Origin of the sequence: Atopomonas sediminilitoris, from assembly GCF_022601735.1 — a bacterium.
Classification (GTDB): domain Bacteria; phylum Pseudomonadota; class Gammaproteobacteria; order Pseudomonadales; family Pseudomonadaceae; genus Atopomonas; species Atopomonas sediminilitoris.
This window is the reverse complement of record NZ_JAKUMM010000010.1, coordinates 106,994-128,107: the sequence shown is the minus strand read 5'-3', so window position 1 is coordinate 128,107 and position 21,114 is coordinate 106,994. Positions and strand designations below refer to the sequence as shown.

Below are 21,114 nucleotides of genomic sequence, written 5' to 3'. Positions count from 1 at the left end.
ACAAAAAATGGGCGAAACGCCCATCCAACATGTGCCTAGCCTGACGACCGACACTCACTGTCCAGCTAACAAAAAGCCCCTAACAAGGGGCTTCGTATAACTGGTTGCGGGGGCTGGATTTGAACCAACGACCTTCGGGTTATGAGCCCGACGAGCTACCAGACTGCTCCACCCCGCGCCAAAGCTGGGGCGAGATTATAGTCGCCGCCTAGGCGGGCGGTCAACCTCGCCAACAACAAGGCCCGCAATAGCGGGCCTTGTTGATTTTGGTGCCGAAGATGGGACTCGAACCCATACGACCTGCGGTCACTACCCCCTCAAGATAGCGTGTCTACCAATTCCACCACTTCGGCTAAAACTTTTTTATTCCACCGGGATTGCCGGCACATCTTCATCAACAGACTTGGGTGCTTCTTTCAGCTCCGGCAGCTCTGCCGCCTGCTCTGCTTGCTGCTCAAGAAGAGCGGCGCTCGGCAAGCCTTCTTCACCTGAAAGACCGGCCTTTTGCTTGGCGTAATAAGCCAAACCTAAGCTGGTCAAGAAGAACACGGTCGCCAAAATCGCAGTCACGCGACTCAGAAAAGTACCGGAGCCTTGACTGCCAAACACGGTAGCCGAAGAACCAGAACCAAACGAAGCGCCTGTATCAGCACCCTTGCCCTGCTGGATCAAAACCAAGCCAACCACGGCAATAGCCGCCAGCAAATGAACAACAATAACAACCGTCTCAAGCATTTTTACTGCTCCGCAGCGCGACAGATCGCTGCAAATTCTTGTGCATTCAAGGAGGCCCCACCAACCAAGCCGCCATCGATATCCGGCATTGCAAAAAGCTCTGCCGCACTGGCCGCCTTAACACTGCCGCCATAAACAATTCGAACCAGCTCAGCCACCTGCGCATCTTTTTTCGCCAGCGCCTCGCGTAATATCTTGTGCACCGCTTGCGCTTGCTCTGGCGTGGCCGTCAAACCCGTGCCAATCGCCCATACCGGCTCATAAGCCAATACCGATTTCGCAATCGCACTCACACCACCCACATCCAGCACCGCAGCCAACTGACGCAGCACAACCTGCTCGGTCTGCTCCGACTCACGCTCCGCCAAGGTCTCCCCCAGACACAGCACCGGAATCAATCCAGCCTGCAGCGCCGCCATAAACTTTTGCGCTACAACGGCATCTGTTTCAGCAAACAACTGCCGACGCTCAGAGTGGCCGACCAGCACAAACTGACAACCTAAGTCAGCCAGCTGCTGCGCAGCCACTTCGCCGGTAAAAGCACCAAACTCTTGTTGAGAAGCGCATACCTGCGCCCCCACAGAAAACTGACCACTCACCGCATCCACTACCGAGGAAAGATGGATCAGGCTTGGAAAAACCACCCGATCGACACCCACCACTTCAGATTGCAGCAGACTTTGCACAAGCTGCGTCACCGTTTCACGGCTGCCATGCATCTTCCAATTGCCGGCTACCAGCGGACGTCGCATGCCAAACCTCTCAGTGCAAAGTGGGCGCAGATATTACCCAAGGCACCTGCCCCAAGCAAGCCTGTTTTCAGCTTAAGCACAAACATTTTCAACAACTTGCGCTATCTGCTCAGCATGCTGCTGAACCTCAGCCGCATCGCTGCCTTCAACCATAACCCGCACCAATGGCTCGGTGCCGCTCTTACGCAACAAGACGCGACCGCGCGCGCCCATGCTGGCTTCAGCCGTTGCGACAGCTTGTTGCACAGCCGAATTGAGCAGTGGATCAATCTCACCCTTAAGACGCACATTGATCAACACTTGCGGACACTTGGTCAAACCAACCAACGCTTGATCCAATGTCTCATCGGCCCGCTTAAGCGCTTGCAGCACTTGCAGGGCCGCAATAATGCCATCACCGGTGGTGGTGTGATTGCAACACACAAGATGCCCTGAGTTTTCACCACCCAACTGCCACTCCCGGGCTTGCAGTTCCGCCATGACATAGCGGTCACCGACCTTGGCGCGTACAAATGGAATATCCAACGCTTGTAGCGCCAGCTCCAAGCCGAGGTTGGACATCAAGGTCCCAACCACACCACCTTGCAGCTTGTCGCGCCGCTTGAGATCGCGCGCGATGATGTAAAGCAACTCATCGCCATCTATCTCGCGTCCATCAGGCGCCACCATCAGCACGCGATCACCATCACCATCGAAGGCAATACCCAAGTCCGCCTGCTGCGCCACCACAGCATCGCGCAGCGCCTGAGTATGAGTAGAGCCACAGCCAGCATTAATGTTTAAACCATCCGGCTGATCAGCCAGCACCACGACTTGCGCACCCAGCTCACGAAAGACACTGGGCGCCACTTTGTAGGTCGCACCATTGGCGCAATCGAGGACAATCTTCATCCCGCTCAGCGTGATAGAGGACGACACGCTACTTTTGCAGAACTCGATATAACGCCCTGCCGCATCCACCACGCGCGACACTTTACCCAGCTCGGCAGAGTCCACCACCGTCATCGGCGCATCGATCAATTCCTCAATCGATAGCTCGATATCGTCAGGTAGCTTTACTCCAAGACCTGAGAAAAATTTAATCCCGTTATCGTGGTAGGGGTTATGCGAAGCACTGATCACAATCCCCGCCTGAGCCTGAAACGTACGGGTCAGATAGGCAATCGCCGGCGTGGGCATAGGCCCCAACAACAACACTTGGGCCCCCGCGGCGGACAAGCCTGCCTCAAGGGCCGACTCAAACATATAGCCAGAAATACGCGTGTCCTTACCGATCAACACCTTACACACACCCTGACGACGAAAGGCACGGCCGGCGGCCCAGCCTAGCTTTTGCACAAATTCAGGGGTAATCGGAAATTCGCCAACCAAACCACGAATGCCGTCGGTGCCAAAATATTTTCTGCTCATGCTGTTATTGTCCTATCCACTTATTCGGCGCCTGCCACCGCGCTGAGCATACGCACAACATCCACGGTCTCAGCCACATCATGCACACGCAGCAGCTGCACACCCGCCAAAACAGCCTGCGCAGCCAACGCCAACCCACCCGCCAAGCGCTGCTCAACCGGACGATTAAGCGCTTGGCCAATCATACTTTTACGCGATACGCCCACCAACAACGGCAAGCCCCATGACTTCATCTCAGGAAGCGCTTTAAACAGACTTAAGTTGTGCGCCAAGGTTTTACCAAACCCAAACCCCGGATCCAGCACAATCCGCGCGCGATCGATACCGACTGCAGCGCAAGCGTCTATCCGCGCCTGCAAGAAGCCTTGCACCTCCTGTACTACATTGCCGTAAGTCGGCGCCTGCTGCATGGTGTCGGGATCGCCTTGCATGTGCATCAAGCACACCGGCAAACCAATATCCGCCACAGCATCCAACGCACCTTCACGCTGCAGCGCGCGCACATCATTGATCATGCCAGCGCCCAGCCGCGCCGCCTCACGCATCACGCCGGGCGTGGACGTATCAACCGAGACCAATGCTCCAAGTTCGCGCACCAAAGCCTCGACCACCGGCGCAACGCGCTCCAACTCCTCGACGGGCGAAATCGCACGCGCACCCGGCCGTGTTGATTCGCCACCCACATCGATTATGTCAGCACCGGCTTGCAGCATGCCTTCCGCGTGACGCAGGGCCGCATCACGCGCTGCAAAACGGCCACCATCGGAAAAAGAGTCCGGCGTGACGTTCAAGATCCCCATCACGCGCGTGCAAGAAAGATCAAGCTCCCGACTGCCACACAGCAGACGGGAGCTTTTATTGGATGCAGTCAAACTTAATGCTCGCTAGCAGGCCCACCAATCGGGGCATCATCCACATCATCGGACTTATTCGGCGCAGGCTTAGCCTCGGCTGCCGGCGTGCCGCCATCACCACCGCCGGTCCAGTCGCGCGGCTCACGCGGCGGCTTGCCCGCCATGATGTCGTCGATTTGTTCTGCATCGATGGTTTCATACTTCATCAGCGCTTCAGCCATCATATCGAGCTTGTCGCGGTGCTCTTCAAGAATCTGTTTGGCCGTGGCATAGCTTTGATCAATAAAGCGGCGCACTTCCTGGTCGATCAGCTTGGCGGTCTCGCCCGATACATTCGTCTGCTGACTGCCCGCACTGCGACCAAGGAACACTTCGCCCTCTTCTTCGGCATACATCAGCGGGCCAAGCTTTTCTGAAAGCCCCCACTTAGTCACCATGTTGCGGGCGATTTGAGTCGCGCGCTGAATGTCGTTTGACGCACCCGTGGTCACGCCATCAAAGCCCAAGGTCATCTCTTCGGCGATGCGCCCGCCAAATAGTGAACAAATTTGGCTTTCCAGCGCACGCTTGGACAGACTGTAGCGGTCCTCTTCAGGCAGGAACATGGTCACACCCAAGGCGCGACCGCGTGGGATGATCGACACTTTGTACACGGGATCATGCTCAGGCACGACACGCCCAACGATGGCATGACCAGCCTCGTGATAAGCAGTGTTGAGCTTTTCTTTGTCCGACATCACCATGGATTTGCGCTCAGCGCCCATCATAATTTTGTCTTTGGCCAGCTCAAATTCTTTCATCTCAACCAAGCGCTTATTAAAGCGCGCGGCAAACAGTGACGCTTCGTTCACCAAGTTGGCCAAGTCAGCCCCGGAGAAACCCGGCGTACCACGGGCAATCACCCCAGGCTCAACGTTTTCGCCCACCGGCACTTTGCGCATGTGCACTTTAAGAATTTGCTCACGACCGCGAATATCAGGCAAACCGACCACCACTTGACGATCGAAACGACCGGGGCGCAGCAAGGCAGGGTCGAGCACGTCGGGGCGGTTGGTGGCGGCGATAACGATGACACCATCGTTCATCTCGAAGCCATCCATCTCCACCAGCAGTTGGTTAAGCGTTTGCTCACGCTCATCGTGACCACCACCCAAGCCGGCGCCACGGTGACGACCTACGGCATCGATCTCGTCGATAAAGATGATGCACGGCGCATGTTTTTTCGCCTGATCAAACATGTCGCGCACGCGGCTAGCACCGACACCAACGAACATTTCGACAAAGTCAGAGCCGGAAATAGTGAAGAACGGCACTTTGGCCTCACCGGCAATCGCTTTGGCCAGCAAGGTTTTACCGGTACCGGGTGGGCCCACCATCAGCACACCGCGCGGAATTTTGCCGCCAAGGCGCTGGAACTTGCCGGGGTCACGCAAAAACTCGACCAGCTCGGCAACTTCTTCTTTAGCCTCATCACAACCGGCGACATCGGCCAGCGTGGTTTTAACTTGGTCTTCTGAAAGCAGGCGCGCTTTGCTCTTACCAAAGCTCATTGGGCCACCGCGGCCACCGCCGCCACCTTGCATTTGGCGCATCACGAACATGAACACGGCAATCATCACCAGAATCGGGAAGCTAGCGACTAATAGCTGCGTCCAGATGCTCTGCTGTTCGGGCTGCTTGCCTTCGATGATCACGTTGTTATCCAGCAGATCACCAATCAGGCCGCCATCTTGAATCGCCGGACGCACGGTCTTAAAGCCACGGCCATCACGACGCACGCCGGTGATCATGTAGCCATCCACGGTCACCCGCTCGACTTGTCCTTGCTTCACCTGTTCGATGAAGTCGGAGTAGTTCAAGCCTTGCGACTCGGTCGTGCTCGAGAAGTTATTCATCACGGTGACCAGCACTGCTGCGATGATCACCCACAAGATGAGATTCTTTGCCATGTCGTTCAATGAACTACCCTCAAGGCGCTTGCGCCGATAAATCTGTCTTTGCTTACCTTACTACAGACCGTTTTAGCAGGCAGGCCTAGGTGTAACGAAATATGTCATCAGCCTTTAAAGCCGCGCCCAAGCAAGTACTGCTCCCGCGAGCGATCACGCGAGGCGGTCGGCTTACGCACGACAACCTTGTCATACTGGCTGCGCATATCCCGTAAGTACTGGTCAAAGCCCTCACCGTGGAACGCCTTGATCAAAAAGTCGCCACCAGGACGCAATACGCGCGCGGCCATATCCAAGGCTAATTCGCACAAGTACATGGCTTTCACCTGATCGGCGACGGCTACACCACTCATATTGGGGGCCATGTCGGAAATAACAAGGTCTACCGGCTGTTCATCGATCGCGGCGAGGATTTCGGCAAACACACCGTCGTCGGTAAAGTCACCCTGAATAAAGGTCACATCGGCGATACCGTCCATCGGTAAAATATCCGATGCGATCAAGCGACCGCTCTCACCAATCAGCCGACTGACCACCTGCGACCAACCGCCGGGCGCTGCGCCCAAGTCCAAAACGGTCATGCCAGACTTGATCAGGCGATCTTTTTCCTGCATTTCCAACAGCTTATAGCTAGCACGCGAACGGTAGCCGTCCTGCTGTGCTTGCTTTACGTAGGGGTCGTTAAAATGTTCGCGTAGCCAGCGATGACTACTTTTGGAACGGGCCACAAGGCTACCTCTCTTGCTAGGCGGGCCGGGGCAGCTAAGGTAGAATCAGCGCCCTTTGACCGGATACCTATTAATTATGTCGCTTACGCAGGACCAAAAAAAACGTTTCAAGCAAATTGGCCATCATTTGAAGCCAGTGGTGATGGTGGCCGGTAACGGCTTGTCGGAAGGCGTCGTGAGCGAAACCGAGCGCGCCTTGCATGACCACGAACTGATCAAGGTGCGCTTTAGTATCACCGAGCGCGAGCCTCGCCTTGAACTGATGAATGCACTGTGCCAGCAGGTTAATGCTGATCTGGTGCAAATCATTGGCAAGCTGGCCTTGATCTACCGCGTCAACCGCAAAGCTAATCCCAAGCTCTCGAACGTTAAGCGCTTCGCTGAGTAAAACCTGGCACGGGCTGCATGACCAACATCAGCCCGAGCAAGGCCAACACGGTGTAGTTAAAGGTTAGCCAACGCGCGCTGTTTAAGCCCGCTGCCGCCACCAACAAGTAAGTGGCCGCCAACAGCACACACGCCACCAGCAACTGCCCACGCAACTCAAGCCACAGACTGGCTAAACGATGCACCCGCACCAGTAGTAAACACTGCAGCAAAGATGCGACCAGCGCCAAACCCACCACCAACTCACGCAGATAGTCGGCCAAGCCATGCACTAGCATCGGCGCTAGCTGGTACTGCTCGAGCGCGGGCAACAGCAAAAACTGCAGCGCCCACAAACCACCAACCCAGAGCATTTGCAGCATAGGCCAACCCAGCATCACCGCCGGCGATGCTGGGCGCGCAGCGTTAGAGATGCTTGACCTCAACGATCTCGTACTCCACTAAGCCGCCTGGCGTTTGCACGTTAACCACTTCACCCTCTTCTTTGCCGATGAGGGCGCGGGCGATCGGTGAGTTCACCGAGATTTTGCTGACTTTAATATCCGCCTCGTCGTCACCGACGATTTGGTAGGTCACTTCTTCACCGGTATCGCAATTAGCAATATCCACCGTGGTGCCGAAGATCACCTTGCCGCTATGAGGAATGCTGGTGACATCGATTACCTGGGCATTCGACAGCTTGCCCTCGATGTCACGAATACGCGCTTCCACCATGCCTTGCTGCTCACGCGCAGCATGGTATTCGGCATTTTCTTTCAGGTCGCCCAACTCACGCGCCTCGGCGATAGCTTGGCTGATTTGTGGGCGCAGCTCGCCCTTGAGGTGCTTTAACTCCTCTTCCAGGGCTCGCGAGCCCTGGAGTGTCATGGGGTATTTCATGCCTTATTGATTCCTGCATGCAGATCCTGCAAGCGACGCACGGTGCGCTCAGGACCAAACTTGAGGGCCTCACAGATCGCCTCACCGGCTGCCAGCGTTGTGGTGCAGAACACCTTATGCTGCAGCGCATTGCGGCGAATCGAGTAAGAGTCAGCAATCGACTGACGCCCCTCAGTGGTATTAATGATCAAGGTCACTTCTTCGTTCTTGATCATATCGACAATGTGCGGACGACCTTCGGTGACCTTATTCACGCGGCGTACGGCAATGCCGGCAGCCTCGATCATTTTCGCCGTGCCCGCCGTGGCAACCACTTCAAAGCCCAGCTCAACCAAGCTCTTAGCCACAGCAGCGACTTCAGGCTTATCAGCCTCACGCACACTAATAAAGGCGCAACCGCCAGAAGGTACCGGCTCGCTCGCACCGAACTGCGCTTTGGCGAACGCTTCGCCGAAGCTATCACCCACGCCCATCACCTCACCGGTAGACTTCATCTCAGGGCCGAGAATCGGGTCAACACCTGGGAACTTAGCGAACGGGAACACCGCTTCTTTAACGCTAAAGTACGGCGGTACCACTTCGCTGGTGAAGTTCAGCTCTTGCAACGTTTTACCGGCCATCGCCCGTGCCGCGACTTTGGCCAACGAGGTGCCAATGCACTTGGACACAAACGGCACAGTACGCGAGGCACGCGGGTTGACCTCAATCACGTAGATGTCTTCGCCCTGCACGGCCATCTGCACGTTCATCAAGCCAACCACGCCCAGCTCCAGCGCCATTTTGGCGACTTGGCTGCGGATTTCATCTTGAATGTGCTTCGGCAGTGAGTACGGCGGCAACGAACAAGCCGAGTCACCGGAGTGCACGCCGGCTTGCTCGATGTGCTGCATGATTGCGCCGATCACCACTTGCTTACCGTCACTGACCGCGTCGATATCGACTTCGATCGCACAGTTGAGGAAGTGATCCAGCAAGACCGGGCTGTCGTTCGACACCTGCACTGCTTCGCGCATGTAGCGCTTGAGCTCGTCGTCGCTGTAGACGATTTCCATCGCGCGGCCGCCCAAGACATACGACGGGCGCACCACCAGCGGGTAGCCAATGCTATTGGCGCCACGCAGGGCTTCTTCTTCGCTGCGCGCGGTGCTGTTCGGCGGCTGACGCAAGTTCAGGCGCTCCACCATTTGCTGGAAGCGTTCACGGTCTTCAGCGCGGTCAATCGCATCGGGCGAGGTACCAATAATCGGCACGCCGGCTTCTTCTAGGGCGCGCGCCAGCTTCAACGGCGTCTGGCCGCCGTACTGCACGATCACACCCTTGGGTTGTTCAACACGGACGATTTCCAACACGTCTTCCAAGGTCACCGGCTCGAAGTACAGGCGATCCGAGGTGTCGTAGTCGGTTGATACGGTTTCCGGATTACAGTTGACCATGATGGTCTCGTAACCGTCTTCGCGCATCGCCAGCGCGGCGTGCACGCAGCAATAATCGAACTCGATGCCTTGACCAATGCGGTTGGGGCCGCCACCGAGGACCATGATCTTGTCACGACTCGACGGCTGCGCTTCGCACTCTTCTTCATAGGTGGAGTACATGTAAGCGGTAGAAGTCGCGAACTCAGCCGCACAGGTATCCACACGCTTGTACACCGGGAAGACTTCCAGCTTGTGGCGCTGGCGACGCAGGGTTTTCTCGGTCACGCCCAGCAACTTAGCCAAACGGGTATCGGAGAAACCTTTGCGCTTGAGCTTGTACATGTCGTCACGTTCAATGCTCGACAGGCTCAAACTCTTAATGCGCTGCTCGTCTTTAATCAGATCTTCCAGCTGGACCAAGAACCATGGATCGATCTTGGTCAGCGCAAAAACCTCATCAATGCTCAAACCGGCACGGAATGCGTCACCGATGTACCAGATACGCTCTGCACCGGGCACGGTCAGCTCGCGCTTGAGCACGCTGTCGGCTTCGGCGTCGTTCATGTCCAGCTTAGGATCAAGACCGGCCACGCCAACTTCTAGGCCACGCAGGGCCTTTTGCAGCGATTCTTGGAAGGTACGGCCGATGGCCATTACTTCACCGACCGACTTCATCTGTGTGGTCAAGCGCGCGTCGGCCTTGGGGAATTTCTCGAAGGCGAAACGCGGGATCTTAGTCACGACGTAGTCGATAGCCGGCTCAAACGAGGCCGGCGTTGCGCCACCGGTAATGTCGTTTTGCAGCTCATCGAGGGTGTAACCCACGGCCAGCTTGGCGGCGATCTTAGCGATCGGAAAGCCCGTTGCCTTAGAGGCCAATGCCGACGAACGCGACACGCGCGGGTTCATCTCGATCACCACCATGCGGCCGGTGTCTGGGCAAATACCGAACTGCACGTTGGAACCGCCGGTTTCCACACCAATCTCACGCAGCACCGCCAACGAGGCGTTACGCATGATTTGGTACTCTTTGTCGGTCAGCGTTTGTGCCGGCGCAACCGTGATCGAGTCGCCGGTGTGTACGCCCATCGGGTCAAAGTTTTCGATGGCGCAGACGATGATGCAGTTGTCCTTCTTATCGCGGACCACCTCCATCTCGTACTCTTTCCAACCGATCAACGACTCGTCAATCAGCAGCTCTTTGGTCGGCGACAAGTCCAGACCACGGGCGCAAATTTCTTCGAACTCTTCGCGGTTGTAGGCGATACCACCGCCAGTGCCACCCATAGTGAATGACGGGCGGATGATGCAGGGGAAACCCACCTGATCCAGCACCGCATTGGCTTCGTCCATGTTGTGGGCGATGCCTGAACGCGGGCACGCCAGACCGATGTCTTTCATCGCCTTGTCAAAGCGCGAGCGATCTTCGGCTTTGTCGATGGTGTCGGCGTTAGCGCCAATCATCTCGACACCAAACTTCTCCAGCACGCCATGCTTTTCAAGGTCGAGCGCGCAGTTCAACGCTGTCTGACCACCCATGGTGGGCAGTAGTGCGTCAGGGCGCTCGGCTTCGATGATTTTAGCGACGGTTTGCCACTTGATCGGTTCGATATAGGTAGCATCGGCCATGGCCGGATCGGTCATGATGGTCGCAGGGTTAGAGTTAACCAAGATGACGCGATAACCCTCTTCCTTCAGCGCTTTACACGCCTGCGCGCCGGAGTAGTCAAACTCACAGGCTTGACCAATCACGATGGGGCCAGCGCCTAGGATCAGGATGCTTTTTATGTCTGTACGTTTTGCCATGTGCTTACTCTCGAATTCCTGTGCGCGGACGGCTTAGCGGCGCTTAGCCATGCTGTCGATAAAACGATCAAACAGCGGCGCAACATCGTGCGGGCCCGGGCTCGCTTCGGGGTGGCCTTGGAAGCTGAAAGCCGCCTTATCGGTGCGTTCGATACCCTGCAGGGTGTGATCGAACAGCGACTTGTGCGTAGCACGCAAGGTAGTCGGCAGACTGCTTTCATCCACCGCAAAACCGTGGTTCTGGCTGGTGATCATCACCACACCGGAATCCAAATCTTGCACCGGGTGGTTGGCACCGTGGTGGCCGTGACCCATCTTGATCGTTTTGGCACCGGAGGCCAGCGCCAGCAATTGATGGCCCAAGCAAATACCAAACACAGGGATCTCGGTTTCCAAGATCTCTTGGATTGCCTTGATCGCGTAATCGCAAGGCTCTGGATCGCCTGGACCGTTGGACAAGAACACACCATCGGGATTCAGCGCCAGAACATCCGCCGCACTGGTCTTAGCCGGCACCACCGTGAGACGGCAGCCGCGCGCTACCAGCATGCGCAGGATGTTCAACTTAACGCCGAAGTCATACGCCACCACGTGGTAGGGCAGCGCGTCAGCAGCCACTTCGGGGTGGCTATCGGTTTCTAGACTCCACACCCCCGAGCGCCATTCATAGGCTTGCTCGCAAGTGACTTCTTTAGCCAAATCCATGCCCTTCAGGCCTGGAAAGCTACGGGCCAGCTCTAACGCTTGCTCATCGGTGATGTTGTCACCCGCAAGGATGCAGCCGTTTTGCGAGCCTTTTTCACGCAGAATGCGGGTCAGGCGACGGGTATCAATCCCGGCGATAGCCACCACGTTATTGGCTTTTAGATACTCGTCCAGTGGCTGCTTATTGCGCCAGTTGCTCGACAACAAGGGCAAATCGCGAATCACGAGACCCGCCGCCCAAACGCGATCAGCTTCCGCGTCTTCAGGGGTGGTACCGGTATTGCCGATATGGGGGTACGTCAGGGTAACAATTTGGCGCGCATACGACGGGTCGGTGAGAATTTCCTGGTAACCGGTCATGGCAGTGTTAAATACCACTTCACCGACGGTTTGCCCGTCAGCACCGATTGCCTCACCGCGAAAAATACTACCGTCTGCGAGGGCGAGAATGGCTGGCTTGCTCAAGAGGGCCTCCCGAAAAGCATAAGCAAGTCTTAAGAAATCGCAGGTTGTAAAAAAGCGGAATGATATTAAAAAACATCATCCCGCTTTCTATGCGAATTGTGTGGCGCACCGCGGAGGCACACTAAAGCAGTAGTCTACTGAAAAGGGCCTTTTTGGTCCACCACTTATCCGCGCTAGAGGGCGGATGATCAGTTTAGATCAAGCACATCTTGCATGTCGTACAGGCCAGGTGCCTGACCTTCGAGCCATTGCGCCGCGCGCACTGCACCTTTGGCGAAAGTCATGCGACTGCTGGCTTTATGGGTGATCTCTACGCGCTCGCCTTCACTGGCAAACAACACGGTGTGATCCCCCACCACATCGCCGGCGCGCACAGTCGCAAAGCCGATGGTGTCGCGCTGACGCGCACCGGTCTGACCTTCACGACCATAGACCGCCACCTTATTGAGATCGCGACCTAAAGCCTGAGCCACCACTTCACCCATGCGCAGCGCGGTGCCGGAAGGGGCATCGACCTTGTGGCGATGATGCGCCTCGATGACTTCGATATCGACATCATCACCCAGCACGCGAGCGGCCATATCCAGCAGCTTGAAGCACAAATTCACACCAACGCTGAAGTTGGCCGCAAACACGACCGGAATTTCTTGCGCGGCCTCGCGCAGCACCGCTTTTTGCTCATCACTAAACCCGGTGGTGCCGATCACCATAGCCTTGCCAGCACTACGACACAGCGCCAAGTTAGCCATGGTGACACTCGGATGCGTGAAATCGATCAGCACATCGAAATCATCCAGCACGTGCTCGAGGCCACCGGAGAGCATCACGCCTAAGCGCCCGATACCCACCAGCTCACCCACGTCCGCAGACAACAACGAGCTGTCAGGACGATCCACGGCCGCTGTCAGCCCTGCGCCGCTCGCTTGCTGCACCGCCTCAATCAAGGTTTTGCCCATGCGCCCTGCGGCACCCATTACTGCAATACGTCGCATACTCTGCTCCAAGCTATTCGCTGGCAGCCGGCCACTGAAAAATCAGCGGCCCACCGAGATTAAAGATCACCAAAGAAGCGCTTCACGCCCTCAAACCAACTGTCGGCCTTCGGCGAATGACTGCCTTCGCCCTTCAACGAGCCACGGAACTCTTCCAGCAGCTCGCGCTGACGCTTGGTCAAGTTAATCGGCGTTTCCACCGCAATGCGGCACAGCAAATCGCCAGGACCGCCACCACGCACCGGCGCTACGCCTTTGCCGCGCAAGCGGAACAGCTTGCCAGTTTGGCTACCTTCAGGGATCTTCAGTTTGACGCGACCGTCCAGCGTCGGCACTTCCAGCTCGCCGCCAAGCGCGGCATCGGCAAAGCTGATCGGCACTTCGCAGTACAAGTTACGACCATCACGCTGGAAAATATCGTGTTCGCGCACTTGTACGACCACGTACAAGTCGCCCGCTGGCGCACCGGGACTGCCCGCTTCACCTTCACCGGTCAAGCGAATGCGATCGCCGTTATCCACGCCCGCCGGCACTTTAACCGACAGGGTCTTTTGTTCTTCTACGCGACCCTGACCGTGACAGCTGCCACACGGGTCAGTGATCATCTTGCCGCTACCATGACAGCGCGGACAGGTTTGCTGCACCGAGAAGAAACCCTGCTGCATGCGCACCTGACCAATACCGCCACAGGTCGTACACGTGGTCGGACTGGTGCCCTTCTTCGCGCCGCTGCCATCACAGGGCTTACACGCCACCAGTGTCGGCACACGAATGGTCACCGTGGTGCCGCGCACCGCCTCTTCTAAATCAAGCTCTAGGGTGTAACGCAAATCCGCGCCGCGCTGCGGGCCGCCGCGTCCACCGCGACCACCTGCACCACCGAAGAAATCGCTGAACACATCCCCAAAGATATCCGAGAAGCTACCCGCACCCGCGCCACCACCAAAGCCGCCGCCACCCATTTGCGGATCAACGCCGGCATGACCGTACTGATCATAAGCCGCTCGCTTACTGGCATCGGACAGTACTTCGTAGGCCTCATTGGCTTCTTTGAACTTATCCTCGGCTTCTTTATCGCCGGGATTACGGTCGGGGTGATACTTCATCGCCAGGCGCCGATAAGCCTTTTTCAGCTCGGCTTCGCTGGCACCTTTTTCAACACCCAGAATCTCGTAAAAATCTCGCTTGGCCATTACCCCTCCTTACGGGTGGTCCAGATATGCCAACGCGGGAGAAACTCCCGCGCCGGCATTGTTCAGGACAGCTAGACCCGCTTACTTGGAGTCTTTAACTTCTTCAAACTCAGCATCAACCACATCGTCAGCCGGCTTTGCGGCGTCTTCTGCTTGCGCTTCCGCACCGGCCTTTTCCGCCTGCTCGGCGTACATCTTCTGCACCAGCGGTGAAGAAGCTTCCGACAGCGCATTGATCTTGGCTTCGATCTCTTCCTTGCCATCGCCTTTCAGCGCTTCTTCCAGAGCGACGATCGCTGCCTCAATGGCTGTCTTCTCGTCGGCGCTGGCTTTGTCACCGGCTTCAGTCAAGGTTTTGCGTGTGGCATGCACCAAGCCATCGCCTTGGTTGCGAATCGCCGCCAGCTCTTCAAACTTGCGGTCTTCCTCGGCGTGAGTTTCAGCATCACGCACCATGGCTTCGATCTCGTCATCCGACAGACCCGAGTTGGCTTTGATCACGATCGACTGCTGCTTACCGGTAGCCTTGTCTTTGGCTGACACATGCAGGATGCCGTTAGCGTCGATATCGAAGGTCACTTCGATCTGCGGCACGCCGCGCGGTGCCGGCGGGATTTCCGCCAGATCAAAGCGGCCCAGCGACTTGTTCTGACCAGCCTGCTTACGCTCACCCTGCAGCACGTGAATGGTCACGGCACCTTGGTTGTCGTCAGCGGTCGAGAACACTTGCGACTTCTTGGTCGGGATAGTGGTGTTCTTCTCGATCAACGAGGTCATCACGCCGCCCAAGGTTTCGATACCCAAGGTCAGCGGTGACACGTCTAGCAGCAGTACGTCTTTAACGTCACCCGCCAACACCGCGCCCTGAATCGCCGCGCCCATGGCAACCGCTTCATCGGGGTTAACGTCTTTGCGGGTTTCTTTACCGAAGAAGTCCGCCACGCGCTTTTGCACCAGCGGCATACGGGTTTGACCACCCACCAAAATCACTTCGCTGATCTCGCTGACGTTCAGGCCAGCGTCTTTCAGCGCCACACGGCAAGGCTCGATGGTGCGCTCAACCAAATCTTCAACCAGCGCTTCAAGCTTGGCACGCGAGATTTTCACGTTCAGGTGCTTAGGGCCGGTCGCATCGGCAGTGATGTACGGCAGGTTAACGTCGGTCTGGGTGCTAGAAGACAGCTCGATCTTGGCTTTTTCTGCAGCTTCTTTCAGGCGCTGCATCGCCAGCGGGTCGCCCTTAAGGTCGATACCGGCTTCCTTCTTGAATTCCTCAGCCAGAAACTCAATCAAGCGCATGTCAAAGTCTTCACCACCCAAGAAGGTGTCGCCGTTAGTGGCCAACACTTCGAACTGGTGCTCGCCATCGACTTCGGCAATTTCAATCACCGAAATATCGAAGGTACCGCCACCCAAGTCGTACACCACGATGGTGGAGTCGCCTTGCGCTTTGTCCATGCCGTAAGCCAGTGCCGCAGCCGTCGGCTCGTTGATGATGCGCTTAACATCCAGACCTGCGATGCGACCGGCATCTTTCGTCGCCTGACGCTGACTGTCGTTGAAGTAAGCCGGTACGGTGATCACCGCTTCGGTGACGGCTTCACCCAAGTAGTCTTCGGCGGTCTTCTTCATCTTTTTCAAGACTTCCGCACTGATTTGCGGCGGGGCCATCTTCTTGCCCTTCACCTCAACCCAAGCGTCCCCGTTGTCGGCTTTGGCGATGGTGTAAGGCACCATCTTGATGTCTTTCTGTACAACGTCTTCTTCAAAACGACGACCGATCAAACGCTTCACCGCAAACAGGGTGTTTTGCGGATTGGTCACCGCTTGACGCTTGGCTGACTGGCCAACCAGCGTTTCACCATCATTGGTGTAGGCGATGATGGAGGGCGTAGTGCGCGCGCCTTCTGCGTTCTCAATAACTTTTGCTTTGCCGTTTTCCAGCACCGATACACAGGAATTGGTGGTGCCGAGGTCAATACCGATAATCTTGCCCATAACTACCTCTTAACAATGACTTGGCCCGTGACTTGAGCCGTTTAACTTGATGTATGCCCCTATAGGTGGGGGCTATTTACGACATTTCAAGGGGACGCGTTAAGCCTGCTCGTCAATCGACGGCGGCGCGTCAGCCGGTGCCTTGCTCACCACCACCATGGCAGGGCGCAACAAGCGGCCACTCAGGCTGTAACCCTTCTGGAAAACCTTCAGCACACTGCCAGGCTCCATAGTGGCGCTTTCTTCCATCACCATGGCTTGATGTTGCTCTGGGTTGAATGGCTCGCCAACCGGATTCAGTTGCAGCACTTGGTAACGTTCCAAAGCATCGAGGAAAACCTTGAGCGTTAGCTGCATCCCTTCACGCATCGGCTTAAGCGTGTCGTCATCGGCATTGGACAACTCCAAGCCACGCTCAAGACTATCCACCACCGGCAGCAAATCATTGGCAAACTTTTCCAAGGCGAATTTGTGCGCCTTCTCAACGTCTTGCTCGGCGCGGCGACGGGCATTTTGCACATCAGCAGCCGCGCGTAGCACTTGCTCTTTTGCCTCGGCTAATTGGTTTTCCAGCTCAGCGATGCGCTCGGCATCAGCACCCAGCACTTCAGCGGGCTGTTCCAAATCTTCCGGCGAGGTATCTACGCTTTGCTCGTCAGCCATTACTCACTCCTCAACAAAAAACTAAACTCGGGCACGCCCGCTCTGCGCTTAGATATGGGGGCATCTCCCGGTATTTCAAGAGAATATTTTTCGGCACTTGCACAAGCACGCAAGCACGCGCAAACTACTGTACAAATAACCAGACTCCTACGGAGAGCCACGTTATGCTGGTGCACCTGGCCATTCGCAACTACGCCATCGTTGAACAACTTGATCTCGAACTTGCCCCCGGCATGAGCGCCATCACCGGCGAAACAGGGGCGGGCAAATCCATCATGCTCGGCGCACTAGGGCTAGCACTGGGCGACCGCACCGACAGCGGTATCGTGCGCCCCAGCAGCGACAAAGCTGACATACTGGCGACCTTCGACATCAGCCAAATCCCCGAGGCCCGCGAATGGCTGAACAACCGCGATTTAGGTGACGACGAGCAAGTCATCCTGCGCCGCGTGATCACCAGCGAAGGCCGCTCGCGCGGCTACATCAACGGCACACCGTCACCACAAGCCGACTTGCGCGAGCTAGGCGAACTGCTGATCGACATCCACAGTCAGCACGAACATCAATCACTGTTGAAAAGCGACACCCACCGCCGCCTGCTGGATAACTACGCCGGTGCCGCCGAGCTCGCCCATCAGGTGCAACTGGCTGCCCAGCGCTGGCGACAAACCCAACAGGCTCTGCACAAGGCCACCAGCAGCAGCGACGAGCAGCAAGCACGCCTTCAACTACTCACCTATCAACTGGATGAGTTGGAAAGTCTGAGCCTTGGCGACAATGAACTAGAGCGCCTAGAGCAACAACAGCGCGAGCTCAGCAACGCCGAAGTGTTGCTCGCCAGCTGCCAACAAATTATCGACCTATGCGCCGACAACGACGCCGGCAACGTGCTGTCATCACTCAACACCAGCCTAAATCGCCTCAGCAACCTACAAAGTCAAAACGCCGCACTGAGCGAAGCCAGCAACTTACTCAGCAGCGCGCAAATACAAGTCGAAGAAGCTGTCGGCGAGTTACACCGCTTTCTCGACCACTTCGAGGCCGACCCACAGCGCTTACAAGACATCGAAGAACGCCTGAGTTTGATCTACCAACTGGCGCGCAAGCACAAAGTTAACCCCGACCAATTACTCGACTTACAACAGCAATTGCTCGACGAAGTGGAAAGCCTCAACGCTGACGACCAAGCCGGCGAACGACTGCAACAAGAGCTCGACGCGTACGCACGGCACTACCACGAAAAAGCACAAGCCTTAAGCGACTTACGCCAAGCCGCTGCCAACGCACTTAGCGCCGCCGTGAGCGAGCAAATGCAGTTGCTGGGCATGCCTGGCGGACAATTTGCCATTCAGCTAAAAGCACACAGCAACCTAGAGCCACACCCCCACGGCACTGAGCAGATTGATTTTTTGGTCAGCGCCAACCCGGGACAACCGATCAAGCCACTGGCTAAAGTCGCCTCCGGCGGTGAACTGTCGCGCATCAGCCTCGCCATACAAGTGATTACGGCGCAAACCTCGCGCGTACCCACGCTAGTCTTTGATGAGGTGGATGTCGGCATCGGCGGCCCCACCGCTGAAGTGGTAGGCCAACTGCTACGCCAACTCGGCGCACGCGGCCAAGTACTGACCGTGACGCACTTGCCGCAGGTGGCCGCGCAAGGGCATCAACATCTATTTGTGTACAAAGAGCGCGGCACAGACAGCACGCAAAGCGCCGTGCGCTGCTTAAGCGACGATGAGCGGATCGAAGAAGTCGCGCGCATGCTAGGCGGCATCGACCTGACCGAAGAATCCATCGCCCACGCCAGACAAATGGTCAGTACGGCTCGCCATTAATTGAGCAGGCCAATGCAAGAGCTAAAAAGGGTGCCACTGGGCACCCTTTTTAACTTGTCACTTACTTATTCTTTTTGGCGCGGCTTGCGTACATAAAGCACCAGGTTGTGATCAACCAACTCAAAACCGTGCTCTTTGACAATTTCACGCTGGCGTCGCTCGATCTCCGGGTCACAAAACTCGATCACCTCACCCGAATCGACATCCACCATGTGATCATGGTGACCGCTGTCCGCCAGCTCAAACACCGCATGACCGCCGTCGAAGTTATGCCGCTCCACTAAGCCTGCCGCCTCAAACTGTGTCAGAACGCGGTAAACCGTGGCCAGACCGACATCCTCGCCAGCTTCCATCAAGGACTTGTAAACATCTTCAGCGCTCATGTGGCGCTGGTCAGCCGAATCGAGCATTTGCAGTATCTTCACCCGTGGCAAAGTTACTTTTAATCCGACCTTACGCAGTTCATTGTTTTCCATAGTCTTTCGCTTCTCGCCATCCTACGCTTCGCAGCGCCGGAATATGCAGGTATGATCTTGGGCTTTGATTGCCCGCAAGATAGTGGAAGTCGCCAACCGATGCAAAAGTTGAAGATCATGCTCGCCGTAATTGGCAGCGCCCTCGCCCTTTCCGGATGCTCCTTTTCCTTTCCTGGTGTCTACAAGCTCGACATCCAGCAGGGCAACGTAGTAACGCAAGACATGATAGACCAATTGCGCCCAGGGATGACGCAGCGCCAAGTGCGCTTCATCATGGGCAACCCGCTGCTGCAAGATACCTTCCACCCATTGCGCTGGGACTATCTCTACAGCATCCAACCCGGCGGCGGCACACGCCAGCAGGAGCGCGTTGCGCTGTACTTCAATGACGAGCTGACGCTAGCCGGCCTCTCAGGCGATTTCATGCCAGGCGTCAGCCGCAACGAAGCCATCATGGGCGGCACCAGCAACACCGAGGTCAACGCCACCGAACCTAACGAGGCCGCCCAACCCAGCGAGCGCCCAGCACCCGGCAGCCTGCTTGAAGAAATTCAGCGCGAAGTGGACGAAGTCAAAGCCACGCCCGTGCCAACACCTGAGCCTCTAGAAGTCGAATAAGCTTCGATGCTCTGACAAAAAAGCCTGCGCAATGCGCAGGCTTTTTTTTGCAACCCGCTCAAGCCTACTGGCTGCTTGCGCAGAGCATGTTAGCCACACGCTGCGGGGGCAATCTCAAGCAATACAGCCGATAGATACGCCAGAGCTTGTCGTGTCATTTAAACCGCCGCCACCGCATAAGACCCCATCGACTGCGGAGTAACAGACCCGCTATCTAGGGACAAAAAAATACCCCGAACAAGTCGGGGTATTTTTAAGAGAGAGAGCTAAAACTCAGCCCGCTGCTGCAGGTCGCATATACGAGATAGGCGCCGTGCGCGCATCGTCAAACGTAACCACTTCCCATGCCTCAGTATCGGCAATCAAAGCGCGCAGCAACTGGTTGTTTAACGCGTGGCCTGACTTAAAGCCACGGAACTCACCAATCAAACTGTTACCCAGCAAGTACAAGTCGCCGATGGCGTCGAGAATCTTGTGCTTCACGAACTCGTCTTCATAACGAAGGCCGTCTTCATTCAGCACGCGGAACTCATCCACCACGATGGCGTTATCCACGCTACCGCCCAAGGCCAGATTTTGCGTACGCAAGTATTCGATATCACGCATGAAACCGAAGGTGCGTGCACGACTGACTTCTTTCACAAACGAGGTGCTGGAGAAGTCAACGCTGGCCTTTTGCGTGCGGCCGTGGAAAACCGGATGATCAAAATCGATCTCAAAAGTCACCTTAAAACCGTCAAACGGCAAGAAGGTAGCGCGCTTTTCACCGTCTTCAACGGTGACTTCGCGCTTGATACGGATGAACTTTTTCGCTTGCTCTTGTTCTTGAATCCCTGCCGATTGCAGCAAGAACACGAAAGGCCCGGCGCTACCATCCATGATTGGCACTTCAGAGGCGGAGATCTCGACGTAGGCGTTATCGATACCCACCCCTGCCATGGCCGACAGCAAGTGCTCAACCGTATCTACTTTTGCCTCACCAATGGTGAGGGTTGTCGATAGCAACGTCTCGCCCACGTTTTCAGCGCGCGCCGGAATCTGAACCATAGGGTCCAGGTCTGTGCGACAAAAAACGATACCCGTATCAACCGGAGCAGGTTTCAAGGTGAGGTACACCTTCTCTCCGGAGTGCAGACCCACGCCAGTGGCGCGGATGGTATTTTTGAGCGTGCGTTGTCTAATCATTCAGTCACTACTACTTGTGCTGGCTGCGAACCATTATCAACAAAGGTCGAACATGTTAGCAGAGCC

Annotated in this window: 19 protein-coding genes and 2 tRNA genes; 3 read left to right on the top strand and 18 right to left on the bottom strand. The window is 56.4% G+C overall.

Annotated features, from left to right (window positions below; genetic code table 11):
• Window positions 1–101 precede the first annotated feature (101 nt).
• From MKI83_RS15680 to rlmE, 8 genes are all read right to left on the bottom strand, one after another.
• Window positions 102–178, bottom strand: a tRNA-Met gene (locus MKI83_RS15680).
• Between the two features lie 89 nt (window positions 179–267).
• Window positions 268–353, bottom strand: a tRNA-Leu gene (locus MKI83_RS15675).
• Between the two features lie 10 nt (window positions 354–363).
• Window positions 364–735 (bottom strand): preprotein translocase subunit SecG, encoded by a 372-nt coding sequence (gene secG, locus MKI83_RS15670; RefSeq protein WP_241588175.1) that lies wholly within the window; start codon window positions 733–735, stop codon window positions 364–366.
• A 2-nt stretch (window positions 736–737) separates the two neighbouring features.
• On the bottom strand, window positions 738–1,487 hold the full coding sequence (gene tpiA, locus MKI83_RS15665) for a triose-phosphate isomerase (protein WP_241588173.1): 750 nt from the start codon (window positions 1,485–1,487) through the stop codon (window positions 738–740).
• A 72-nt stretch (window positions 1,488–1,559) separates the two neighbouring features.
• A complete protein-coding gene (glmM, locus tag MKI83_RS15660) occupies window positions 1,560–2,897 on the bottom strand; it encodes a phosphoglucosamine mutase (protein WP_241588172.1) in 1,338 nt (445 codons plus the stop codon).
• A gap of 20 nt (window positions 2,898–2,917) precedes the next feature.
• Complete coding sequence (gene folP, locus MKI83_RS15655) at window positions 2,918–3,769, bottom strand: dihydropteroate synthase (RefSeq protein WP_241588171.1); 852 nt, start codon at window positions 3,767–3,769, stop codon at window positions 2,918–2,920.
• A 2-nt stretch (window positions 3,770–3,771) separates the two neighbouring features.
• On the bottom strand, window positions 3,772–5,700 hold the full coding sequence (gene ftsH / locus MKI83_RS15650; RefSeq protein ID WP_241588169.1) for an ATP-dependent zinc metalloprotease FtsH: 1,929 nt from the start codon (window positions 5,698–5,700) through the stop codon (window positions 3,772–3,774).
• A gap of 107 nt (window positions 5,701–5,807) precedes the next feature.
• Complete coding sequence (gene rlmE, locus MKI83_RS15645) at window positions 5,808–6,428, bottom strand: 23S rRNA (uridine(2552)-2'-O)-methyltransferase RlmE (RefSeq protein ID WP_241588168.1); 621 nt, start codon at window positions 6,426–6,428, stop codon at window positions 5,808–5,810.
• A 76-nt stretch (window positions 6,429–6,504) separates the two neighbouring features.
• On the opposite strand from rlmE, the gene MKI83_RS15640 reads away from it, so the two are divergent.
• A complete protein-coding gene (locus MKI83_RS15640) occupies window positions 6,505–6,816 on the top strand; it encodes a YhbY family RNA-binding protein (protein ID WP_241588166.1) in 312 nt (103 codons plus the stop codon).
• Here MKI83_RS15640 and MKI83_RS15635 read toward each other — a convergent pair.
• The 8 genes from MKI83_RS15635 to grpE form a co-directional block, all read right to left on the bottom strand.
• Entirely contained in the window at window positions 6,797–7,177 is a 381-nt protein-coding gene (locus tag MKI83_RS15635) for a DUF4149 domain-containing protein (RefSeq protein ID WP_241588164.1), read from the bottom strand. The genes MKI83_RS15640 and MKI83_RS15635 overlap by 20 nt on opposite strands.
• Window positions 7,178–7,220: 43 nt before the next feature.
• Window positions 7,221–7,694 (bottom strand): transcription elongation factor GreA, encoded by a 474-nt coding sequence (greA, locus tag MKI83_RS15630; RefSeq protein WP_241588163.1) that lies wholly within the window; start codon window positions 7,692–7,694, stop codon window positions 7,221–7,223.
• Window positions 7,691–10,915, bottom strand: a complete 3,225-nt coding sequence (carB, locus tag MKI83_RS15625; RefSeq protein ID WP_241588161.1) for a carbamoyl-phosphate synthase large subunit — start codon at window positions 10,913–10,915, stop codon at window positions 7,691–7,693. The genes greA and carB overlap by 4 nt, the downstream gene beginning before the upstream one ends.
• Window positions 10,916–10,948: 33 nt before the next feature.
• A complete protein-coding gene (gene carA / locus MKI83_RS15620) occupies window positions 10,949–12,085 on the bottom strand; it encodes a glutamine-hydrolyzing carbamoyl-phosphate synthase small subunit (RefSeq protein WP_241588160.1) in 1,137 nt (378 codons plus the stop codon).
• Window positions 12,086–12,273: 188 nt separating this feature from the next.
• Window positions 12,274–13,077: a 4-hydroxy-tetrahydrodipicolinate reductase gene (gene dapB, locus MKI83_RS15615; protein ID WP_241588159.1), complete on the bottom strand. Its 804-nt coding sequence runs from the start codon at window positions 13,075–13,077 to the stop codon at window positions 12,274–12,276.
• A gap of 59 nt (window positions 13,078–13,136) precedes the next feature.
• Window positions 13,137–14,270: a molecular chaperone DnaJ gene (dnaJ, locus tag MKI83_RS15610; RefSeq protein WP_241588158.1), complete on the bottom strand. Its 1,134-nt coding sequence runs from the start codon at window positions 14,268–14,270 to the stop codon at window positions 13,137–13,139.
• 81 nt (window positions 14,271–14,351) lie between these two features.
• On the bottom strand, window positions 14,352–16,268 hold the full coding sequence (dnaK, locus tag MKI83_RS15605) for a molecular chaperone DnaK (RefSeq protein ID WP_241588157.1): 1,917 nt from the start codon (window positions 16,266–16,268) through the stop codon (window positions 14,352–14,354).
• 99 nt (window positions 16,269–16,367) lie between these two features.
• Entirely contained in the window at window positions 16,368–16,931 is a 564-nt protein-coding gene (gene grpE / locus MKI83_RS15600) for a nucleotide exchange factor GrpE (RefSeq protein WP_241588156.1), read from the bottom strand.
• Window positions 16,932–17,095: 164 nt separating this feature from the next.
• Between grpE and recN the strand changes: the two genes are divergently transcribed.
• The gene (recN, locus tag MKI83_RS15595) at window positions 17,096–18,769 is read left to right on the top strand and encodes a DNA repair protein RecN (protein WP_241588155.1); all 1,674 of its coding nucleotides are present in this window, start codon (window positions 17,096–17,098) and stop codon (window positions 18,767–18,769) included.
• A 65-nt stretch (window positions 18,770–18,834) separates the two neighbouring features.
• Here the strand turns inward: recN and fur are convergent, their stop codons facing one another.
• Window positions 18,835–19,245 (bottom strand): ferric iron uptake transcriptional regulator, encoded by a 411-nt coding sequence (fur, locus tag MKI83_RS15590; RefSeq protein ID WP_241588154.1) that lies wholly within the window; start codon window positions 19,243–19,245, stop codon window positions 18,835–18,837.
• A gap of 99 nt (window positions 19,246–19,344) precedes the next feature.
• Here fur and MKI83_RS15585 point away from each other — a divergent pair, with 99 nt between their 5' ends.
• Window positions 19,345–19,863, top strand: a complete 519-nt coding sequence (locus tag MKI83_RS15585; RefSeq protein ID WP_241588153.1) for an outer membrane protein assembly factor BamE — start codon at window positions 19,345–19,347, stop codon at window positions 19,861–19,863.
• A gap of 273 nt (window positions 19,864–20,136) precedes the next feature.
• Here the strand turns inward: MKI83_RS15585 and lpxC are convergent, their stop codons facing one another.
• The gene (gene lpxC, locus MKI83_RS15580; RefSeq protein ID WP_241588152.1) at window positions 20,137–21,048 is read right to left on the bottom strand and encodes a UDP-3-O-acyl-N-acetylglucosamine deacetylase; all 912 of its coding nucleotides are present in this window, start codon (window positions 21,046–21,048) and stop codon (window positions 20,137–20,139) included.
• Window positions 21,049–21,114 lie beyond the last annotated feature (66 nt).